Source organism: Maribacter sp. HS (assembly GCF_048059195.1).
Classification (GTDB): domain Bacteria; phylum Bacteroidota; class Bacteroidia; order Flavobacteriales; family Flavobacteriaceae; genus Maribacter; species Maribacter dokdonensis.
This window is the reverse complement of sequence record NZ_JAYLVV010000002.1, coordinates 310766-326447: the sequence shown is the minus strand read 5'-3', so window position 1 is coordinate 326447 and position 15682 is coordinate 310766. Positions and strand designations below refer to the sequence as shown.

Here is a 15682-nt window from a genome sequence, read left to right as displayed (position 1 = left end):
TAAAAATGCAGAATAAGGGACTTATAAAGCTATTTGCTTTATTATTCGGGTTAGTTAGTATTTACCAGCTATCCTATACTTTTGTTACAAGCAAAGTAGAAAAAGAAGCGAATACCTTCGCGGCCAGTCGTGTGTCTGAGGCAGAAGAGGGTTACGTGGCAAAGCGAGAAATGGTAGCGGCAAGCTATCTTGATTCTATCGGTAATAATACCGTTTTTGGCTACACCAATTATAATGAGGCTAAAAAGAAAGAATTGAACAAAGGTCTTGACCTTAAAGGGGGTATAAATGTTACCCTTCAAATTTCAGTAAAGGACATCCTAAAAGGATTGGCTAATAATACAAAGAGTCCAGTTTTCAACAAGGCTTTGGCAGATGCCGATGCAGCCTCTAAAAATAGCGATGATACGTATATTGAACTTTTCTTTGAAGCTTTTGACGCAATAAAGGGAGATACTAAATTGGCTTCACCAGATATCTTTGCTAACAAAGGTCTTAGTGATGAAATTAATTTTCAAATGTCAGATGATGAGGTTAAACCTATCATTAGAAGAAAAATAGATGAATCTATAGTATCTGCTTTTGAAGTATTAAGAGAGCGTATTGATGGTTTTGGTGTTACACAGCCAAACATTCAAAGAGAAGGTAATTCTGGTCGTATATTGGTAGAGTTACCAGGTGCAAGAGATATTGCTCGTGCGCAAGATCTTTTATCAAGTACTGCTCAATTGGAGTTTTGGGAAACGTATAAGCAAAGCAATACCAGTTTTAGTACATTCTTAATTCAAGCGAATGAAAAGCTAAAAGAAATAGTTGAAGTAAAAGAACCAGAGCAAATTAAAGAAGAGTCAGAGTTAGATTCTTTGTTGTCCGATGTTTCTGCAGATTCTTTGGATTTGGCAACACAAGTGAATCCTTTGTATGAGTTATTGATTCCTGCTAACCCAGGTTCAAATGCAATGTTTCGTGCAGCTATAAAAGATACCGCTACTATTGGTTCTTATTTTAGAATGCCAGAAATTAGAAGATTGTTGCCTGCAGATATCCAGTTTACAAAGTTTGTATGGGAAAGACCATCTTCAGAAGATACAGAGGTTATTGATTTATATGCATTAAAATCTAACCGCGATGGTACGCCAAGAATTAGTGGTGATGTTGTAAGTGATGCTAGAGCGGATTTTGATCAGTTCAGTAAGCCTGCAGTTTCAATGACCATGAATACCAAAGGAGCTAAAGAATGGGAAAAATTAACGGGTGATGCTTATAGCAATCAAACAGGTATAGCTATTGTTTTGGATAACAAAGTGTACACTGCTCCTGGTGTTTCTTCTGGTCCTATCTCTGGTGGTCGTTCAGAAATTACCGGAGACTTTACGGTAAACGAAACAAAAGATATTTCTAACGTACTTAGAGCCGGTAAACTTCCTGCTTCTGCAGAAATTATTCAGTCAGAGATTGTTGGTCCTTCTTTAGGTCAAGAAGCTATTGATAGTGGTTTTATGTCTTTCTTGATCGCTATGGCAATTGTTCTGTTATGGATGATCGCATATTATGGTAAAGCAGGTGCTTTCGCAGATGTTGCTTTGTTATTGAACATCTTGTTGATCTTTGGTGTGTTAACCAGTTTGAATGCTGTGTTGACTCTACCTGGTATCGCAGGTATCGTATTAACGATCGGTATGTCTGTTGATGCCAACGTACTTATCTTTGAGCGTATTAAAGAAGAATTGGCAAAAGGTAAAGGTAAAAGTCAAGCCGTTGCCGATGGTTTTGGTAATGCATTGTCATCAATCTTAGATGCGAATATTACTACAGGTTTAACTGCAATCATATTATTCGTTTTTGGATCTGGACCAATTAAAGGTTTTGCAACAACGTTATTGATCGGTATTATAACTTCTTTATTTACCGCAATATTTATCACCCGTCTTTTGGTTGATTGGTATATTGGAGGAAAAGGTAGAAGCTTGGATTTCTCAACCGGAATTACAAAAAACCTATTCAAGGGAATCAATATCGATTTCTTGATCAAGAGAAAGATAGCTTACGTTGTTTCTGGAATATTGGTTGCCGTAGGCTTATTCTCTTTGTTCTTTGGTCCTGGATTGCAACAAGGTGTTGACTTTGTGGGCGGTCGTTCTTATACTGTTCGTTTTGAGCAGCCTGTTAACCCTTCTGAAATTGCATCAGAATTAAATACCGTATTTGGTAGTGGAACTAACGTGAAAACTTACGGAGAGTCTAACCAGGTAAAAATAACTACTCCTTATAAAGTTGATGTTGAAGGAATTGAGGTAGATACTGAAATTCAAGATAAGTTATACACTTCTTTACAAAAATACTTGCCAGACGGTATAAGTAAAGATGCTTTTGTTTTAGGAGGTGTTGATGATGAGGCAGTAGGAATATTACAATCTGTAAAGGTTGGTCCTACCATTGCAGATGATATTAAGAATAATGCCTTTTTGGCAATTCTGGGTTCATTGGCAGTAGTATTCTTATACATCCTATTTAGATTTAGAAGATGGCAGTTCTCATTGGGTGCCGTTGTTGCGGTATTCCATGATGTATTGATCGTTTTAGGTGTGTTCTCTATATTTGGAAAATTGATGCCGTTTAACATGGAAATAGATCAAGCATTTATTGCAGCTATTTTGACAGTAATCGGTTACTCATTGAATGATACGGTGGTAGTATTTGACCGTATTCGTGAGACTTTGGCAGAACGCGGCTGGAAAGGCGGTTCTAACATTAACTATGCAATAAACAGTACGTTAAGTAGAACTTTGAATACTTCTTTGACTACCTTAATTGTACTTTTGGCCATCTTCATATTTGGTGGAGAATCATTAAGAGGATTTATGTTCGCAATGATCGTAGGTGTTGTTGTAGGTACTTACTCTTCTGTATTTATTGCAACTCCTGTAATGTTCGATGCGTTGAGCAAGAAAATTACCTCTGGTAAAGAGTAATCAAGAGTTTAACTAACTCAAATATAAAAGCCGTTCAGAAATGAACGGCTTTTTCTATTTTATACTACCGGTTGAACCAGTTTCATGTGGAGTAAGGTAAAAGGTCTGTTTTGGTTTTAGACCTTTTTCTTTTCTATGGGAAACAAAGATGATCGCGGTGTCCGTCTCTTCTGCAAATTTGTTGACCAAAGCTACTAACAATGCAGCGGAATCATCATCCATACCTGCTGTGGGTTCATCTAATATTAATAATGGTGGTTGCTTTACCATGGCGCGTGCCGTCATAACCAGTCTTTGTTTACCCGTAGATAAAGCATTGAAAAAAGTGTTTTTAATATCACTAAGGTCTAATAGCGCCAGCCATTGCTTTATTATTCTTTGCTGAAACGCTGTTGGCTTTACATATAAGCCTACAGAATCATTTAAACCGGAGATAAGCATATTTTCTATTGAGTGTCTTCCGCTGAACTTATCGGTCATCGCAGGAGCGTAATAACCTATCTTTTTCTTGATGTCCCATACACTTTCACCACTACCTTTTTTACTGCCAAATAGGTGAATGTTTTGACCATAGGCTTTTGGGTTGTCACCAAAAATCATGGAAAGTATAGTAGATTTACCACTGCCATTGGTGCCTGATAGCTGCCAAAAGTCACCTTTGTTCACTGTCCAATTAATACTGTTCAATATTTTCTTTTCACCATAGGAAATACTTACATCTTTAAAATTTATCAACATATTAGGCAAGTTAATAAAGTCAATACCCGATTGTGGAACGGTGATGGTTGTAAAGCTTTCTGGGATTTGGATTTCAGCAGAAAGCGGACTTTCTATAACTTGAAAGTTGTTCTTTATAATACTGCCATAATGGTTGATAAAAGAAAGAGTGTCTTCTTTTCTACTGGCCAGTTGAATAAAGGAAATATGCTTTGAGTGATTTACAAGTATGGTTTTAAGATTTTCTTGAAAGGAAATGTCCAAATTATCAAAAGGATTATCTAGTATTATATAATCTGGCCGTTCATTAAGCAAGTAATGTAACAAGGCTCTTTTTTGCTCTCCACTAGACATTGTTTTTAACGATTGCCCAACACTGCTAATGATCTTAATATCATGTTTATCTTCCTCGTCTATTAATTTTTCTAGAGTAAAATGAGAGAAAAGTCTTCCTGTTTTTTGTTTAAAATATTGGAGTTCAATAGGTGTTCTTCCTTGTTGAAAATCTTTAATGAAACCTTTCTTGTTTGAGTTGTTGTCTAAATATATTACCCAATGATTCATTTTGCGTTTATTCTATAAATATGTACTGTGTTATTATGGTAAGTAGTGGTGAAATCTATAAACATACCATTTTTCAATGCCGTTTTTTGCGATGGAATATTATCTACCTGTATAATTGAAATTAAACTGTTTGTCCATTTTTTTTCAAATGCTATATGTTTGCACTTTTCTGCAGCCTCAAATGCGAAACCTTTTCGCCAATATTCTGGTAGAATGGAATAACCAATTTCAAACTCTTGTTTACCATCTACCTGTTGTAATAGAACACCACAGAGTCCAACCAGGGTGTTGGTGCCTTTTAAAAATAAAGCATTTAAACCACCTAGGTTTGCCTTATATCTCTCAAAGATTCTTTGAAATTGTTCTTCGCAGGCAACTCTAGGGTCGTTTGGTAGTCCAGACCAGTATTGGCTGCTTAATGGTTCTTCATGAAATGGTAGCCAGTGTTCAAAATCTAATGGTTTTACTTCTTTAAAAAGTAAACGATCAGATTCTTCATTGAATAAAACATATGCTGGCATTATTCTCTTTGAATTAAACGCAGGATTAAGATATTACTTTCTGCTAAAACTAATGCTATCACCAATAGATAAGCCCAATTCTTGGGATAGACCTGCATTAATCTCTAGTACGTATTTTATGGGTACTTGTGAAGATAAACCATCTTCATTTAGTGGTTGTGCATTTTCTTGAAAACTGGCAATTTTCAAATTTTCTTTTATATAGATGATATCTAATGGAAACTCTGTGTTCTTCATGTAAAAAGAATGCATTCTTTCATCAGGAAAAATGAATAACATACCTTCATTGATTGCCATACCTTTTCGGTACATTAGTCCGGTTTGGGTTTCATAATCTGTCTCGGCAAATTCAATATTGAATTTGGTTTTAACGGTGTCACTGGAGTTTAGAAAAATAGTTAAATCTCCTTCATGTGAAAAATCAATAGTTTCTGTAGCTATGGTCTTTTTAGATTCTTCCTTGCATGAAAAAGCTAAAGTAGCTATGGTAGCCACTACTATCAAGCCTTTATTTATTTTACTGAACATTACGCAGTTTTTGTTTTTCTGAACATGAAATAGAAACCTACTAGTATAAAGGGGATACTTAACCATTGACCGGTAGATAGTAAACCTAACGATTCTTCAAATCCGCCTTGACTTTTCTTAACGAATTCAGCAAAGAAACGAACTGTCCAAAGTAATACGAAGAACAACCCGAATAAATAACCGGTTTTGTTCTTTTTATCTGTTTTCCAATATAGAAAATACAACAGAATAAAAATGAAAATATAACCTATTCCTTCATATAATTGGGCTGGATGACGGTATGGAATTTCTGCTAGATATTGAGAGAACTGTGGGTTATTTTCTATAGCGGCATAAGCGGCGTTCAGTGTTTTCTCTTGGGTAATACCCAATGCTTTTGATGGGTGTAAGTCATCTGAATCACGAATAAACTTTGTGGCAAAAATGAAATTTTCATCTACCACTTTACCGTTGATCTCAGAGTTGAAAAAATTACCTAAACGAACGCAAAAAGCCCCAATGGCAACAGGTATTACCATTCTGTCAAAAATCCATAACATGTTAAATTCAGGATATTTTCTTGTATACAAATAGGTGCCAATTATAATACCAAGTGTAGCTCCATGACTGGCTAGACCAGTAAAGCCGGTAAATTCATAACCATCTATTAAACCAAAAAGTAGACTGCCAGTATCACTTTCGCGTACAGGTATTAAAATCTCAATTAGGTGATTAGAGTAATATGCCCAGTCATAAAAAAACACATGACCTAATCTTGCCCCTAGCATGGTGCTTAGAACGGTGTAGATGAATAGGGAATCTAATTGTTCTACCGATTTTTTCTCGTTAAGAAAAATCTTTTTCATAAGAAACCAACCTAAGGCAAAGGCGGTTATCCAAAGTAGATTGTAATACTTTATTTGAATGAAACCAATATTGAAAAGTGTCTCGTTCGGATTCCAAGTAATTCCTAAGAAATGCATGTGTTGAATTTTGAATGGCTAAGATAATAAAATAGAAATCTACCTAGCCGTAAGATTTGGGAAATTGATTTTGTTATGAGTTAAAAGAGAGTTAAGTATGGAAATGAGAGAAAATGGAGAATAGAGAATGGAATATACAGGTGGAAATATAGAAATATTTGGTGATTTGACTAAGTCAAAGTTTTGACCAACGAAACCTTTAAATTTTATTAGTTTTTTTGAGCTTGAACTCGATTTTTGATTTTGATCCTTATTTAAGGAACTGGGTCGTAGCCTTTTCCACCCCAAGGATTGCAGCTAAAAATACGCTTTGTTGCCAACCAACCTCCTTTAAATAGACCATGTTTTTTTAATGCTTCTAAGGTGTATTGAGAACAAGTAGGGGAGTATCTACATGTTGCTGGGGTATAAGGGGAAATTGCCACTTGGTAAAACCGGACTATAAATATGAAAGGAGCAATAAGAATTTTTTTTAAGGAGATTTTCACGATGATAAATTGATAGCCAAATTTACTATAAAAGGATTAACTATATAAAATAAGAAGCCCGGATGGTTTGCATCCGGACTTCTAAAATTAAAATGGTTTTTGTTTAGGCTCCTATTCTTATGGGTTCTAAATGTTCGGCCTCTTCTTCGGAATATAACCTAGATTTGATCAAAAATCGAAGACCTAACGGAATTTCCAATGAAAAACTAGAGCCAATACCTGGGGTAACGTCAACAGTCAGCTGGGTGTGTTTCCAATATTCAAACTGATCTTTTGACATATGAAAGTCACAACCTTCAATAGTGCCAAGCCAAACATCGTTATCATCCAGCATTAAATCGCCTTTTTCAAAACACATGGGTGAGGAACCGTCACAGCAACCGCTACTTTGGTGGAACATAAGTTCACCGTGTTTCTCTTTTAGCTGTGCAATTACTTCTGCGGCTTTTTTAGTTACCAAAACTCTTTTTGTCTTCATCGTATTTCGTTTTTAAAAGAATCCCATTTTTTTCTTATCGTAAGAAATAAGCATGTTTTTGGTTTGGCGATAGTGTGCCAACATCATTTTATGGTTTTCCCTACCGATACCTGATTTTTTGTATCCACCAAATGGTGCATGTGCAGGATATAGGTGATAGCAATTTACCCAAACTCTACCGGCTTTTATGGCTCTTGAAATCTGGTATGCCTGGTGGGTATCACGTGTCCAAACGCCGGCACCCAATCCATATAGGGTGTCATTTGCAATTTCTATGGCCTCTGCTTCATCTTTGAAAGTGGTTACACAAAGTACGGGGCCAAAAATTTCTTCCTGAAAAACGCGCATTTTGTTATTTCCTTTTAAAATAGTCGGTTGTACATAATATCCACCTTCCAAACCTTCATTATAGGCTTGTGCGCCTCCTGTAAGGATTTCACAACCTTCTTCTTTTCCTATATTAATATAGCTAAGTATTTTTTCAAATTGATCGTTTGATGCTTGCGCGCCCATCATGGTATTAGGGTCTAGAGGATGCCCCATTTTAATAGCTTTAGTACGCTCAATTACACGTTCAATGAATTTTTCGTAAATACTTTCTTGTACCAACATTCTAGAAGGACAAGTACAGACTTCGCCTTGGTTTAAGGCGAACATATTGGCGCCTTCCAAACATTTGTCAAAGAATTCATCATCGGCATCCATAATACTCTCAAAGAAAATGTTCGGTGACTTTCCACCAAGTTCAAGAGTAACAGGGGTAATGTTTTTTGATGCGTATTGCATAATTAATTGACCTGTTGTTGTTTCACCGGTAAAGGCTATTTTGTCTATTCTAGGGCTAGATGCCAAAGGTTTACCTGCCTCAGCACCAAATCCGTTTACGATATTAAGTACTCCATCAGGTAATATCCCTTCAATAATTTCCATTAATATTAAGATTCCCACAGGTGTTTGCTCTGCTGGTTTTAATACTACACAGTTACCTGCAGCTAAAGCCGGAGCCAGTTTCCACGTTGCCATTAGTAGTGGGAAGTTCCAAGGTATAATTTGACCAACGACTCCTAATGGTTCAGTAACGTTCAATGCCACAGTGTTAGCATCCAATTCACTGACCGAGCCTTCTTCTGCTCTAATGACACCTGCAAAATATCTAAAATGATCTACGGCCAAAGGTAAATCTGCAGCGCGTGTTTCTCTAATGGCTTTACCGTTGTCCCAAGTTTCGGCTCTAGCCAACACCTCAAGGTTTTGTTCTATTTTATCGGCAATCCTTAATAGCATATTGCTTCTTTCGGTCGCAGAAGATGAATTCCATGAAGGTGCAGCTTCCCATGCGGCATCAATTGCCTTTTCAATATCTTCAGATGTTGATCTCGGTATTTTTGTAAACGATTTACCGTCTACCGGAGAAATATTTTCAAAGTATTCTCCTTTACTTGGGGCTACCCATTTGCCACCAATATAATTTTCATATTGATTTTTAAATTTGGGTTTTTGAAGTACGTCTTTTTCTACAGTTGCTGTTGTGCTCATAGTATATGATTTAAGTTAATATTAGAAATGTATGTATTGGGAGCTAGTCAATACGATATTCTAAATGTACCCTACACTTATATCTTTTGTCTGACGCATTCTACGAATAATATGAACAATCCTATCAATTATTGATTTTATGATTTTTTTAAGCATATATTTTTGTAAATTTCTTAAAATAAAATCAAAATAATTGTGATTAAGTTATCAGATAATTTTCTAGAAGGAAGGCGTTTAGAGACCATGGTGGAGAACCAGACATCTTACACAATGAACAATGCCGCCATGCATGTTTTTGAAACCCATGAACAAGCAGCTAGTGTTCTTTTAAAATTTGAACAGCCAGTTTTGGCCAGTATGATCCAAGGGAAAAAGATTATGCATTTACGAGATTATGAGGCATTTGATTTTTTACCTGGAGAATCTTTGGTTTTACCTGCAAACGAAAGTATGTGTATTGATTTTCCTGAAGCTATGGCAAAAAATCCTACAAGATGTTTGGCAATGGCTATTTCAGAAGATAAGATAAATAAGGTATTACAGTTCATGAATGAGAATATGCCAAAAAGTACCAAAGAGGCATGGGGATTAATGGACTATAATTTTCATTTTGTAAATGATAGGGGTATATACCAAATCATTCAGAGATTGTTGTTTTTGTTTTCAGAAGATCACCCATCAAAAGATATTTTTGTGGATAATATGTTGAGAGAGTTGATCATTCGTATTTTACAGACCAATGAACGTAAAATTTATAGCAACACCACATTATCCATTAAAAAGGAAAGTAGGTTGACCGAGGTTATACGTTATATTAGAAATAACGTTCATAAATCTTTAAATGTAGATGACCTTAGTAAGATGGCTTGTATGAGTCCCTCTCACTTTTATAGGACTTTTAAGCAAGAGTTAGGGATATCTCCCGTGGAGTTTATCAATAACGAGCGTATAAAATTAGCGGTAGGTCTATTGCAAGACCCTAAAAGAAGCATAAAAGACGTATATCTTGACTGCGGATTTGAAAGTAGATCTTATTTCAATAGGGTTTTTAAAACAAGACAGCATTTAGCGCCAGGTGAATACCAGTCTAAAATTCAAAAATCAAAATATCTGGATTAAAGGCTATACGTAGTACCTTCTTTACCGTCTTTTAGTTGAATACCCAATTCTGCTAATTGATCGCGTATTTTATCTGAAGTAGCAAAGTCTTTATTTTCCCTTGCCGCTTTGCGTAACTCTATCAACAATTCTACAACACCTCCTAGTTTTTCAGTATCTGCGTCAGAACTGTTTTTGTTCTCCAGGCCTAAAACATCAAAAACAAAATTTTGTAAGGTTTGTTCTAATTCTTGTTTATCTGTTTCGGTTATAGATTCAGTGCCTTCTTTGATTAAGTTAATATGCTTAACAGCATCAAAAAGCTTTGCTATTAAAATAGGCGTGTTAAAATCATCGTTCATGGCGGCATAGCAAGTTGCTTTCCAACCTTTAACATCAAAATCGGTAGTTTTGCCCGTTTGTAAAGATTTCAACGAATTAAAAGCCTCCATAAGTTTATTGAATCCTTTTTCAGAAGCTAACAACGCATCATTGCTCATATCTAAAATACTGGTATAATGCGCTTGCATCATAAAAAACCTTACCATGGACGGGGAAAAGGGCTTGCTTAAAATATCATTTTCGCCAGAAAAAATTTCACCGGGGAGAATGCTGTTTCCTGTAGATTTTGCCATTTTTCTGCCGTTCAAAGTCAACATATTTGCATGTAACCAATAATTGACCGGACTTTGGCCATTGCATGCTTCAGCTTGGGCAATTTCGCATTCATGGTGTGGGAATTTCAAATCCATACCGCCGCCGTGAATGTCAAATGTTTCTCCTAAGTATTTGGTGCTCATGGCTGTACATTCTAAATGCCAGCCTGGGAAACCATCTCCCCAAGGCGATGGCCATCTCATAATATGCTGTGGCTCCGCTTTTTTCCACAAAGCAAAATCTTGAGGGTTGTGTTTGTCATCTTGGGCAGCAAGATCACGTGTATTGGCAATCATATCTTCAAGCTTGCGCCCGCTTAATTTACCATACTCATGTTCTTGATTAAATTTTGCAACATCAAAATATACAGAACCATTGGTTTCATAGGCAAATCCCTTTTCAAGAATATCCTTAATGATTTCAATTTGTTCTATGATATGTCCTGTAGCGGTAGGCTCAATACTTGGAGGTAAAAAATTGAATTTTTCCAATATATTATGAAAATCTACAGTATAGCGCTGTACAACTTCCATTGGCTCCAATTTTTCTAACCGTGCCTTTTTTGCAATTTTGTCTTCACCGTCTTCAGCGTCATCTACCAAATGACCTGCATCGGTAATATTGCGCACATAACGTACTTTATAGCCAAGATGTTTAAAGTATCTGAAAATCATGTCAAAGGACATAAAAGTTCTACAGTTTCCTAAGTGTACATTGCTATACACTGTAGGTCCACAAACATACATGCCAATATGGCCTGTGTTTATGGGTTTAAAAACTTCTTTTTTCCCTGTAAGGGAATTGTATACTTTGATTTCTTGACTTTCGTACAATTGCATAAAGCTGTATGCTATTAAAAATGGGTGTCTAAATTAAGGTAGTTCAAAAACTCGCGGCGTACCAATTCTTCCTTGAATTTTCCACCATATTCAGCCGTTACCGTGCTACTGTCTATGTCACGTATGCCTCTTGAGTTTACACAAAGGTGCTTGGCATCAATTACACATGCAACGTCTTCCGTACCTAACGCTTTTTGTAATTCTCTTACGATTTGAATATTTAAACGTTCTTGAACTTGAGGTCTCTTGGCATAGTAATCAACGATACGATTCATTTTTGAAAGCCCAACTACGGTACCGTTAGAAATATAGGCTACGTGAGCACGACCAACAATAGGTAATAAATGATGTTCACAAGTGGAGTACAAAGTAATATTCTTTTCCACCAGCATTTCACCATACTTGTACTTGTTGTCAAAAGTAGATGCCTTTGGTCTTCTACTAGGGTTTAAACCACCAAAAATTTCATTGACATACATTTTTGCAACTCTATTAGGCGTACCTTTTAAACTGTCATCGTTTAAATCTAAACCTAAAGTATGCATGATTTCACGTACGTTATTGCGAATACGTTCAATTTTTTCGGCATCGTCCAAATCAAAAGCGTCTGAACGTAAAGGAGTATCTTCTGACGTAGAAATATGATCGTTTCCTATTTCGTCAAATTGATTTTCCAGTGTATCCTCAATTTTCATTTTATCTTTCTTTTACAAGCTGCAAAGATATACAATATGTGACACTTTATAACCAAATGCGGGCATTACACAACATAAATTAGCCATAACGTTAAGGTCTCGTTAATTTTATTTTTCCAAATCAAGAGGCCCCTATGACCAAGTATGGTATATCCATTTTATTAATTTGTTTTTTTGGCATATTCACTTGCTTTGCGCAAGTGTCGGCAGATTGCGCCAATGCAGTTCCTATTTGTTATAATACTCCGGTCAATGGAGGTACAAATGGTTATGGAATTGATGATTATAATGGTGCGTCAATTTCTGGTTGTATTACTCAAGGTAGTGGTACGATCGAAACGAACTCCGCTTGGTATACCTTCAAAATTGGAGAAGTAGGGCAATTGGGGTTTAATATTGGGTTCGATTCAAACGAAGATTGGGATTTTGCACTATACAGAACTAACGATTGTAATGCACTGGGAGATCCGGTGAGATGTAACTATTTTGATAATTCTGATGATAGCAGTTATATAGGGGTGGGCGAAGACCCTACAGGTATAGAAAATATACAGTATGATGATTGGTTATTGGTAGAGCCGGGTGAAGAATACCTTTTAATGATCAATAACTTTAGTAATAATAACTCCGGATTTTCCATTCAGTTTTCAGGGACTATTTTTGTTGAGTTTCCTAATTCAGCTTTGGACTGTGATATTATAGACAATTTGCTAGGTCCGCCTATTATAGCATGTGATAATGAAACGGTAGTATTAGATGCTACAACGACCGATGCTATAACCTATGAATGGTATTTAGATGCAGGTACAGGCTATCAACGTATACCTGGTGAAAGTGATCCAGAATTATCAGTGGCGGTTTCTGGAATGTACCGAGTTTTGGTTGTGAGACCTTTAGGGAATAATTTAATAAGTGAAACACAGGTGGCATATGCCCCTTCTCCAGAAACTTATGAACTAGAAGATGAAACGGCATGTTTAGATGGTACGGTCATTGATTTTAATGAAAAAGATGCTGAAGCATTGGGCGGGCAAAACCCCCTAGATTTTCGTGTATCTTATCATGAAAGTTTTGAAGACGCTTTTGATGGTGCCAATGCGCTTTCTAAAGAGTTTGTGCCTACACAAGTTTCCCAAACTATATATGTTAGAACAACTTCTATTGAAAATTCCATGTGTTTTGATGCTTCTGAGTCTTTTGAGGTTGAAGGAATAGAATTGCCCGTTTTAGATTTTGATACTGAGGTTTATATCTGCGGAGATGAGCCGGTAGTCACCATTGGTCAACGTATACCTGATGCTAGTTTTGCGTATGAGTGGAGTTCAGGTCAAACAAGTTCTTTAATTACAGTGGCAGAACCTGGGGTTTATACCTTATCCGTGACCAATACGCAAGGGTTGATACAATGTATTACCGTAAGATCGGTTACCGTTGTTTTCTCTAGTCCGCCCGTTATATCCGATATTACCATAGAATATGAGGATGATGCATCAAACATGGTAAATGTTTATTTAGAAGAGAATGGTGATTTTGAATATCAGGTAGATGATCAAGCACCGCAAAATAGTAGTGTATTCAATAATTTATTTCCAGGAGAACATACAATAACGGTACGTGACCCCAATGGCTGTGGTTCTGATACCAGAGATATTGTTGTAGTGGGCTTTCCTAAGTTTTTTACTCCAAACGGTGATAATGTTAACGATGTTTGGAAAGTAGATGGTCTATCTGCATTAGAAGATCCGGTGATCACTATTTACGACCGTTATGGTAAATTGTTATATCAGATATTCGAAGATTCCAGTGGTTGGAATGGTTCTTTCAATGGGCAGTTATTACCGGAATCCGATTACTGGTTTAAACTTTCTTACACCAATTCTTTAGGGGAGAATACCAACGCATCATATATTAATAACCACTTCACTTTAAAGCGTTAAAGGTAATAATTGGCAGTGAGTAGTGTATTTTATCGATTAAATGCCAGAATCTTCGCTGTAAGATACTAAAGCAGGTCATGTGTAGTTATAATATACATCACGTATACTAAATAGTTACACTTTTTATGAGAGTACTCATTTGTTCTATTTGTTGTTTGTTTCTTTTCTGTTATAAAGTAAGCGCACAAAATTCAGCCGATTGTAGAACGGCTATACCTGTTTGTGCCGATCAACCTATTATGGGCATAGCCGGTGGTTCTGGTGATGTAGATGATTTTGATCCGGAAGTTATAAGAGAAACAGGATGTCTAGAGAAAGGAAGTCTAACTTCGGCCAATATTGAATTCAATACATCTTGGTTTGTTTTTAGGGCAGGTACCGGCGGTCAGGTTGGTTTTGATATTGAGGCGTTGCCTTCAACTGGTTCTACACCTACGGCAGAATGGGATTTTGCAGTTTATGGACCAGATGTGGATTGTGCAGCTATTAGCAATGGAACGGCACAGCCAATTCGTTGTAATTACGAAGTGAACGATACAAACTTTACCGGTCTTGGTGTAAATCCCGATAGTGGTCAAGAAGGTCAGGCATCGTTAACAGGTAATCAAAATACATATGATGAGTATTTAGATGTTTTGCCAGGTGAGATTTATTATATCTTGATCAATAATTTTGCAGACAATTTTACAGGTGACCCAGAGCCATTTATGTTAACTTTTACAGGTAGTTCTGTTAGTGCTGATCAAGATACTGCCTTGGATTGTACCTTAAGGGATGAATTTTTAGGATTGGATATTGTTGCTTGCGAAGGGGATGACCCTATCACCATTAGTGCGTTGAATTCCCCAGCGGGTGCGGATATCGCCAGCGTTGAATGGACGGTAGATTATGAAGACGACGGTATTATTGATGATACATTAACGGGTTCAGGAGATTTTGGAGCGGAATTGGTTATTGTTAGCCCAAATACAGGACGTTATTTTGCAAGTATTACAACGGCATCGGGCTCTCCGCCAACGGTAAGCGATGATAGTGGGGTGTTGGTTACGTTCTATGGTACACCTATTTTAGAAAGAGTGGAAACATTGGATACCAATCTCTCCATTGATCCAGATCAAAATAATATCGAATTTTTTGTTGAGGGTGATGGGGATTATGAATATGCGATCAATGACGGCGTATTTCAAGATAGTCCTGTTTTTATGAATGTTCCACCTGGTGTTAACACGGTTATTATTAATGATAAAAATGGTTGCGGTATTACTGATCCCTTAGAATTTTTGGTCGTCGGGTATCCAAAGTTTTTCACCCCTAATGGTGACGGTATTAATGATGACTGGAATGTAGAGGGAATAGAGACGTTAAGTGACCCTGTTGTGTTTATTTTTGATAGGTATGGTAAGCTTCTAAAGCAATTGGGTTCTACAGATGCTTGGGACGGAAATTACAATGGACAGCAAATGCCATCTACAGATTATTGGTTTCGCTTTGAATATGGTGAACAAGAAGATGCCTTATTGGTTGCCAAAACCCGAAAAACTCATTTTTCATTAAAAAGGTAAAACCCTCAGGACAGGCTCAAGAGGCATTTAAAGGAAACCAACTTTTAAATTGTAGGCAAGCCTTGGGGTATTGTACTCTTAGGCGGTGTCAATAAAATAAAAAAGGGGAGCAATTTGCTCCCCTTTTT

General features: G+C 36.6%; 13 protein-coding genes. 4 read left to right on the top strand and 9 right to left on the bottom strand.

Translation table 11 applies throughout. The features are described 5' to 3' along the window. Nucleotides 1-5 precede the first annotated feature (5 nt). Entirely contained in the window at nt 6-2972 is a 2967-nt protein-coding gene (secDF, locus tag VBZ51_RS01550; RefSeq protein WP_091606219.1) for a protein translocase subunit SecDF, read from the top strand. Between the two features lie 54 nt (nt 2973-3026). On the opposite strand, the gene VBZ51_RS01545 is transcribed toward secDF, so the two are convergent. The 7 genes from VBZ51_RS01545 to VBZ51_RS01515 form a co-directional block, all read right to left on the bottom strand. After that, the gene (locus VBZ51_RS01545) at nt 3027-4253 is read right to left on the bottom strand and encodes an ATP-binding cassette domain-containing protein (RefSeq protein WP_416575841.1); all 1227 of its coding nucleotides are present in this window, start codon (nt 4251-4253) and stop codon (nt 3027-3029) included. Next, nucleotides 4250-4774 (bottom strand): GNAT family N-acetyltransferase, encoded by a 525-nt coding sequence (locus VBZ51_RS01540; protein ID WP_058103659.1) that lies wholly within the window; start codon nt 4772-4774, stop codon nt 4250-4252. Before VBZ51_RS01540 ends, VBZ51_RS01545 begins: the two co-directional genes overlap by 4 nt. 33 nt (nt 4775-4807) lie before the next feature. After that, nucleotides 4808-5302, bottom strand: a complete 495-nt coding sequence (locus VBZ51_RS01535) for a DUF192 domain-containing protein (protein WP_215996395.1) — start codon at nt 5300-5302, stop codon at nt 4808-4810. Next, nucleotides 5302-6264: a prolipoprotein diacylglyceryl transferase gene (gene lgt, locus VBZ51_RS01530; RefSeq protein WP_071341498.1), complete on the bottom strand. Its 963-nt coding sequence runs from the start codon at nt 6262-6264 to the stop codon at nt 5302-5304. Before lgt ends, VBZ51_RS01535 begins: the two co-directional genes overlap by 1 nt. Before the next feature lie 254 nt (nt 6265-6518). After that, nucleotides 6519-6746 carry a membrane protein insertion efficiency factor YidD gene (gene yidD / locus VBZ51_RS01525; protein WP_416576256.1) on the bottom strand — a complete coding sequence of 76 codons (228 nt, stop codon included), beginning with the start codon at nt 6744-6746 and terminating at the stop codon, nt 6519-6521. Nucleotides 6747-6855: 109 nt separating this feature from the next. After that, complete coding sequence (locus VBZ51_RS01520) at nt 6856-7230, bottom strand: DUF779 domain-containing protein (protein ID WP_416575840.1); 375 nt, start codon at nt 7228-7230, stop codon at nt 6856-6858. Between the two features lie 12 nt (nt 7231-7242). Continuing rightward, nucleotides 7243-8766, bottom strand: coding sequence for an aldehyde dehydrogenase family protein (locus tag VBZ51_RS01515; protein WP_071341499.1), 1524 nt, complete (start codon nt 8764-8766; stop codon nt 7243-7245). 195 nt (nt 8767-8961) lie between these two features. On the opposite strand from VBZ51_RS01515, the gene VBZ51_RS01510 reads away from it, so the two are divergent. Further along, nucleotides 8962-9885, top strand: a complete 924-nt coding sequence (locus VBZ51_RS01510) for an AraC family transcriptional regulator (protein ID WP_244745008.1) — start codon at nt 8962-8964, stop codon at nt 9883-9885. On the opposite strand, the gene cysS is transcribed toward VBZ51_RS01510, so the two are convergent. Then, nucleotides 9882-11360 (bottom strand): cysteine--tRNA ligase, encoded by a 1479-nt coding sequence (cysS, locus tag VBZ51_RS01505; protein ID WP_099189388.1) that lies wholly within the window; start codon nt 11358-11360, stop codon nt 9882-9884. The two genes, VBZ51_RS01510 and cysS, sit on opposite strands and share 4 nt — an antisense overlap. A gap of 14 nt (nt 11361-11374) precedes the next feature. Beyond that, nucleotides 11375-12055 (bottom strand): GTP cyclohydrolase I FolE, encoded by a 681-nt coding sequence (gene folE, locus VBZ51_RS01500; RefSeq protein ID WP_058103653.1) that lies wholly within the window; start codon nt 12053-12055, stop codon nt 11375-11377. A 134-nt stretch (nt 12056-12189) separates the two neighbouring features. Here folE and VBZ51_RS01495 point away from each other — a divergent pair, with 134 nt between their 5' ends. Together VBZ51_RS01495 and VBZ51_RS01490 are read left to right on the top strand one after the other, a co-directional pair. Then, on the top strand, nt 12190-13992 hold the full coding sequence (locus VBZ51_RS01495) for a T9SS type B sorting domain-containing protein (RefSeq protein WP_416575839.1): 1803 nt from the start codon (nt 12190-12192) through the stop codon (nt 13990-13992). A gap of 125 nt (nt 13993-14117) precedes the next feature. Continuing rightward, on the top strand, nt 14118-15554 hold the full coding sequence (locus tag VBZ51_RS01490) for a T9SS type B sorting domain-containing protein (protein ID WP_074672534.1): 1437 nt from the start codon (nt 14118-14120) through the stop codon (nt 15552-15554). Nucleotides 15555-15682 lie beyond the last annotated feature (128 nt).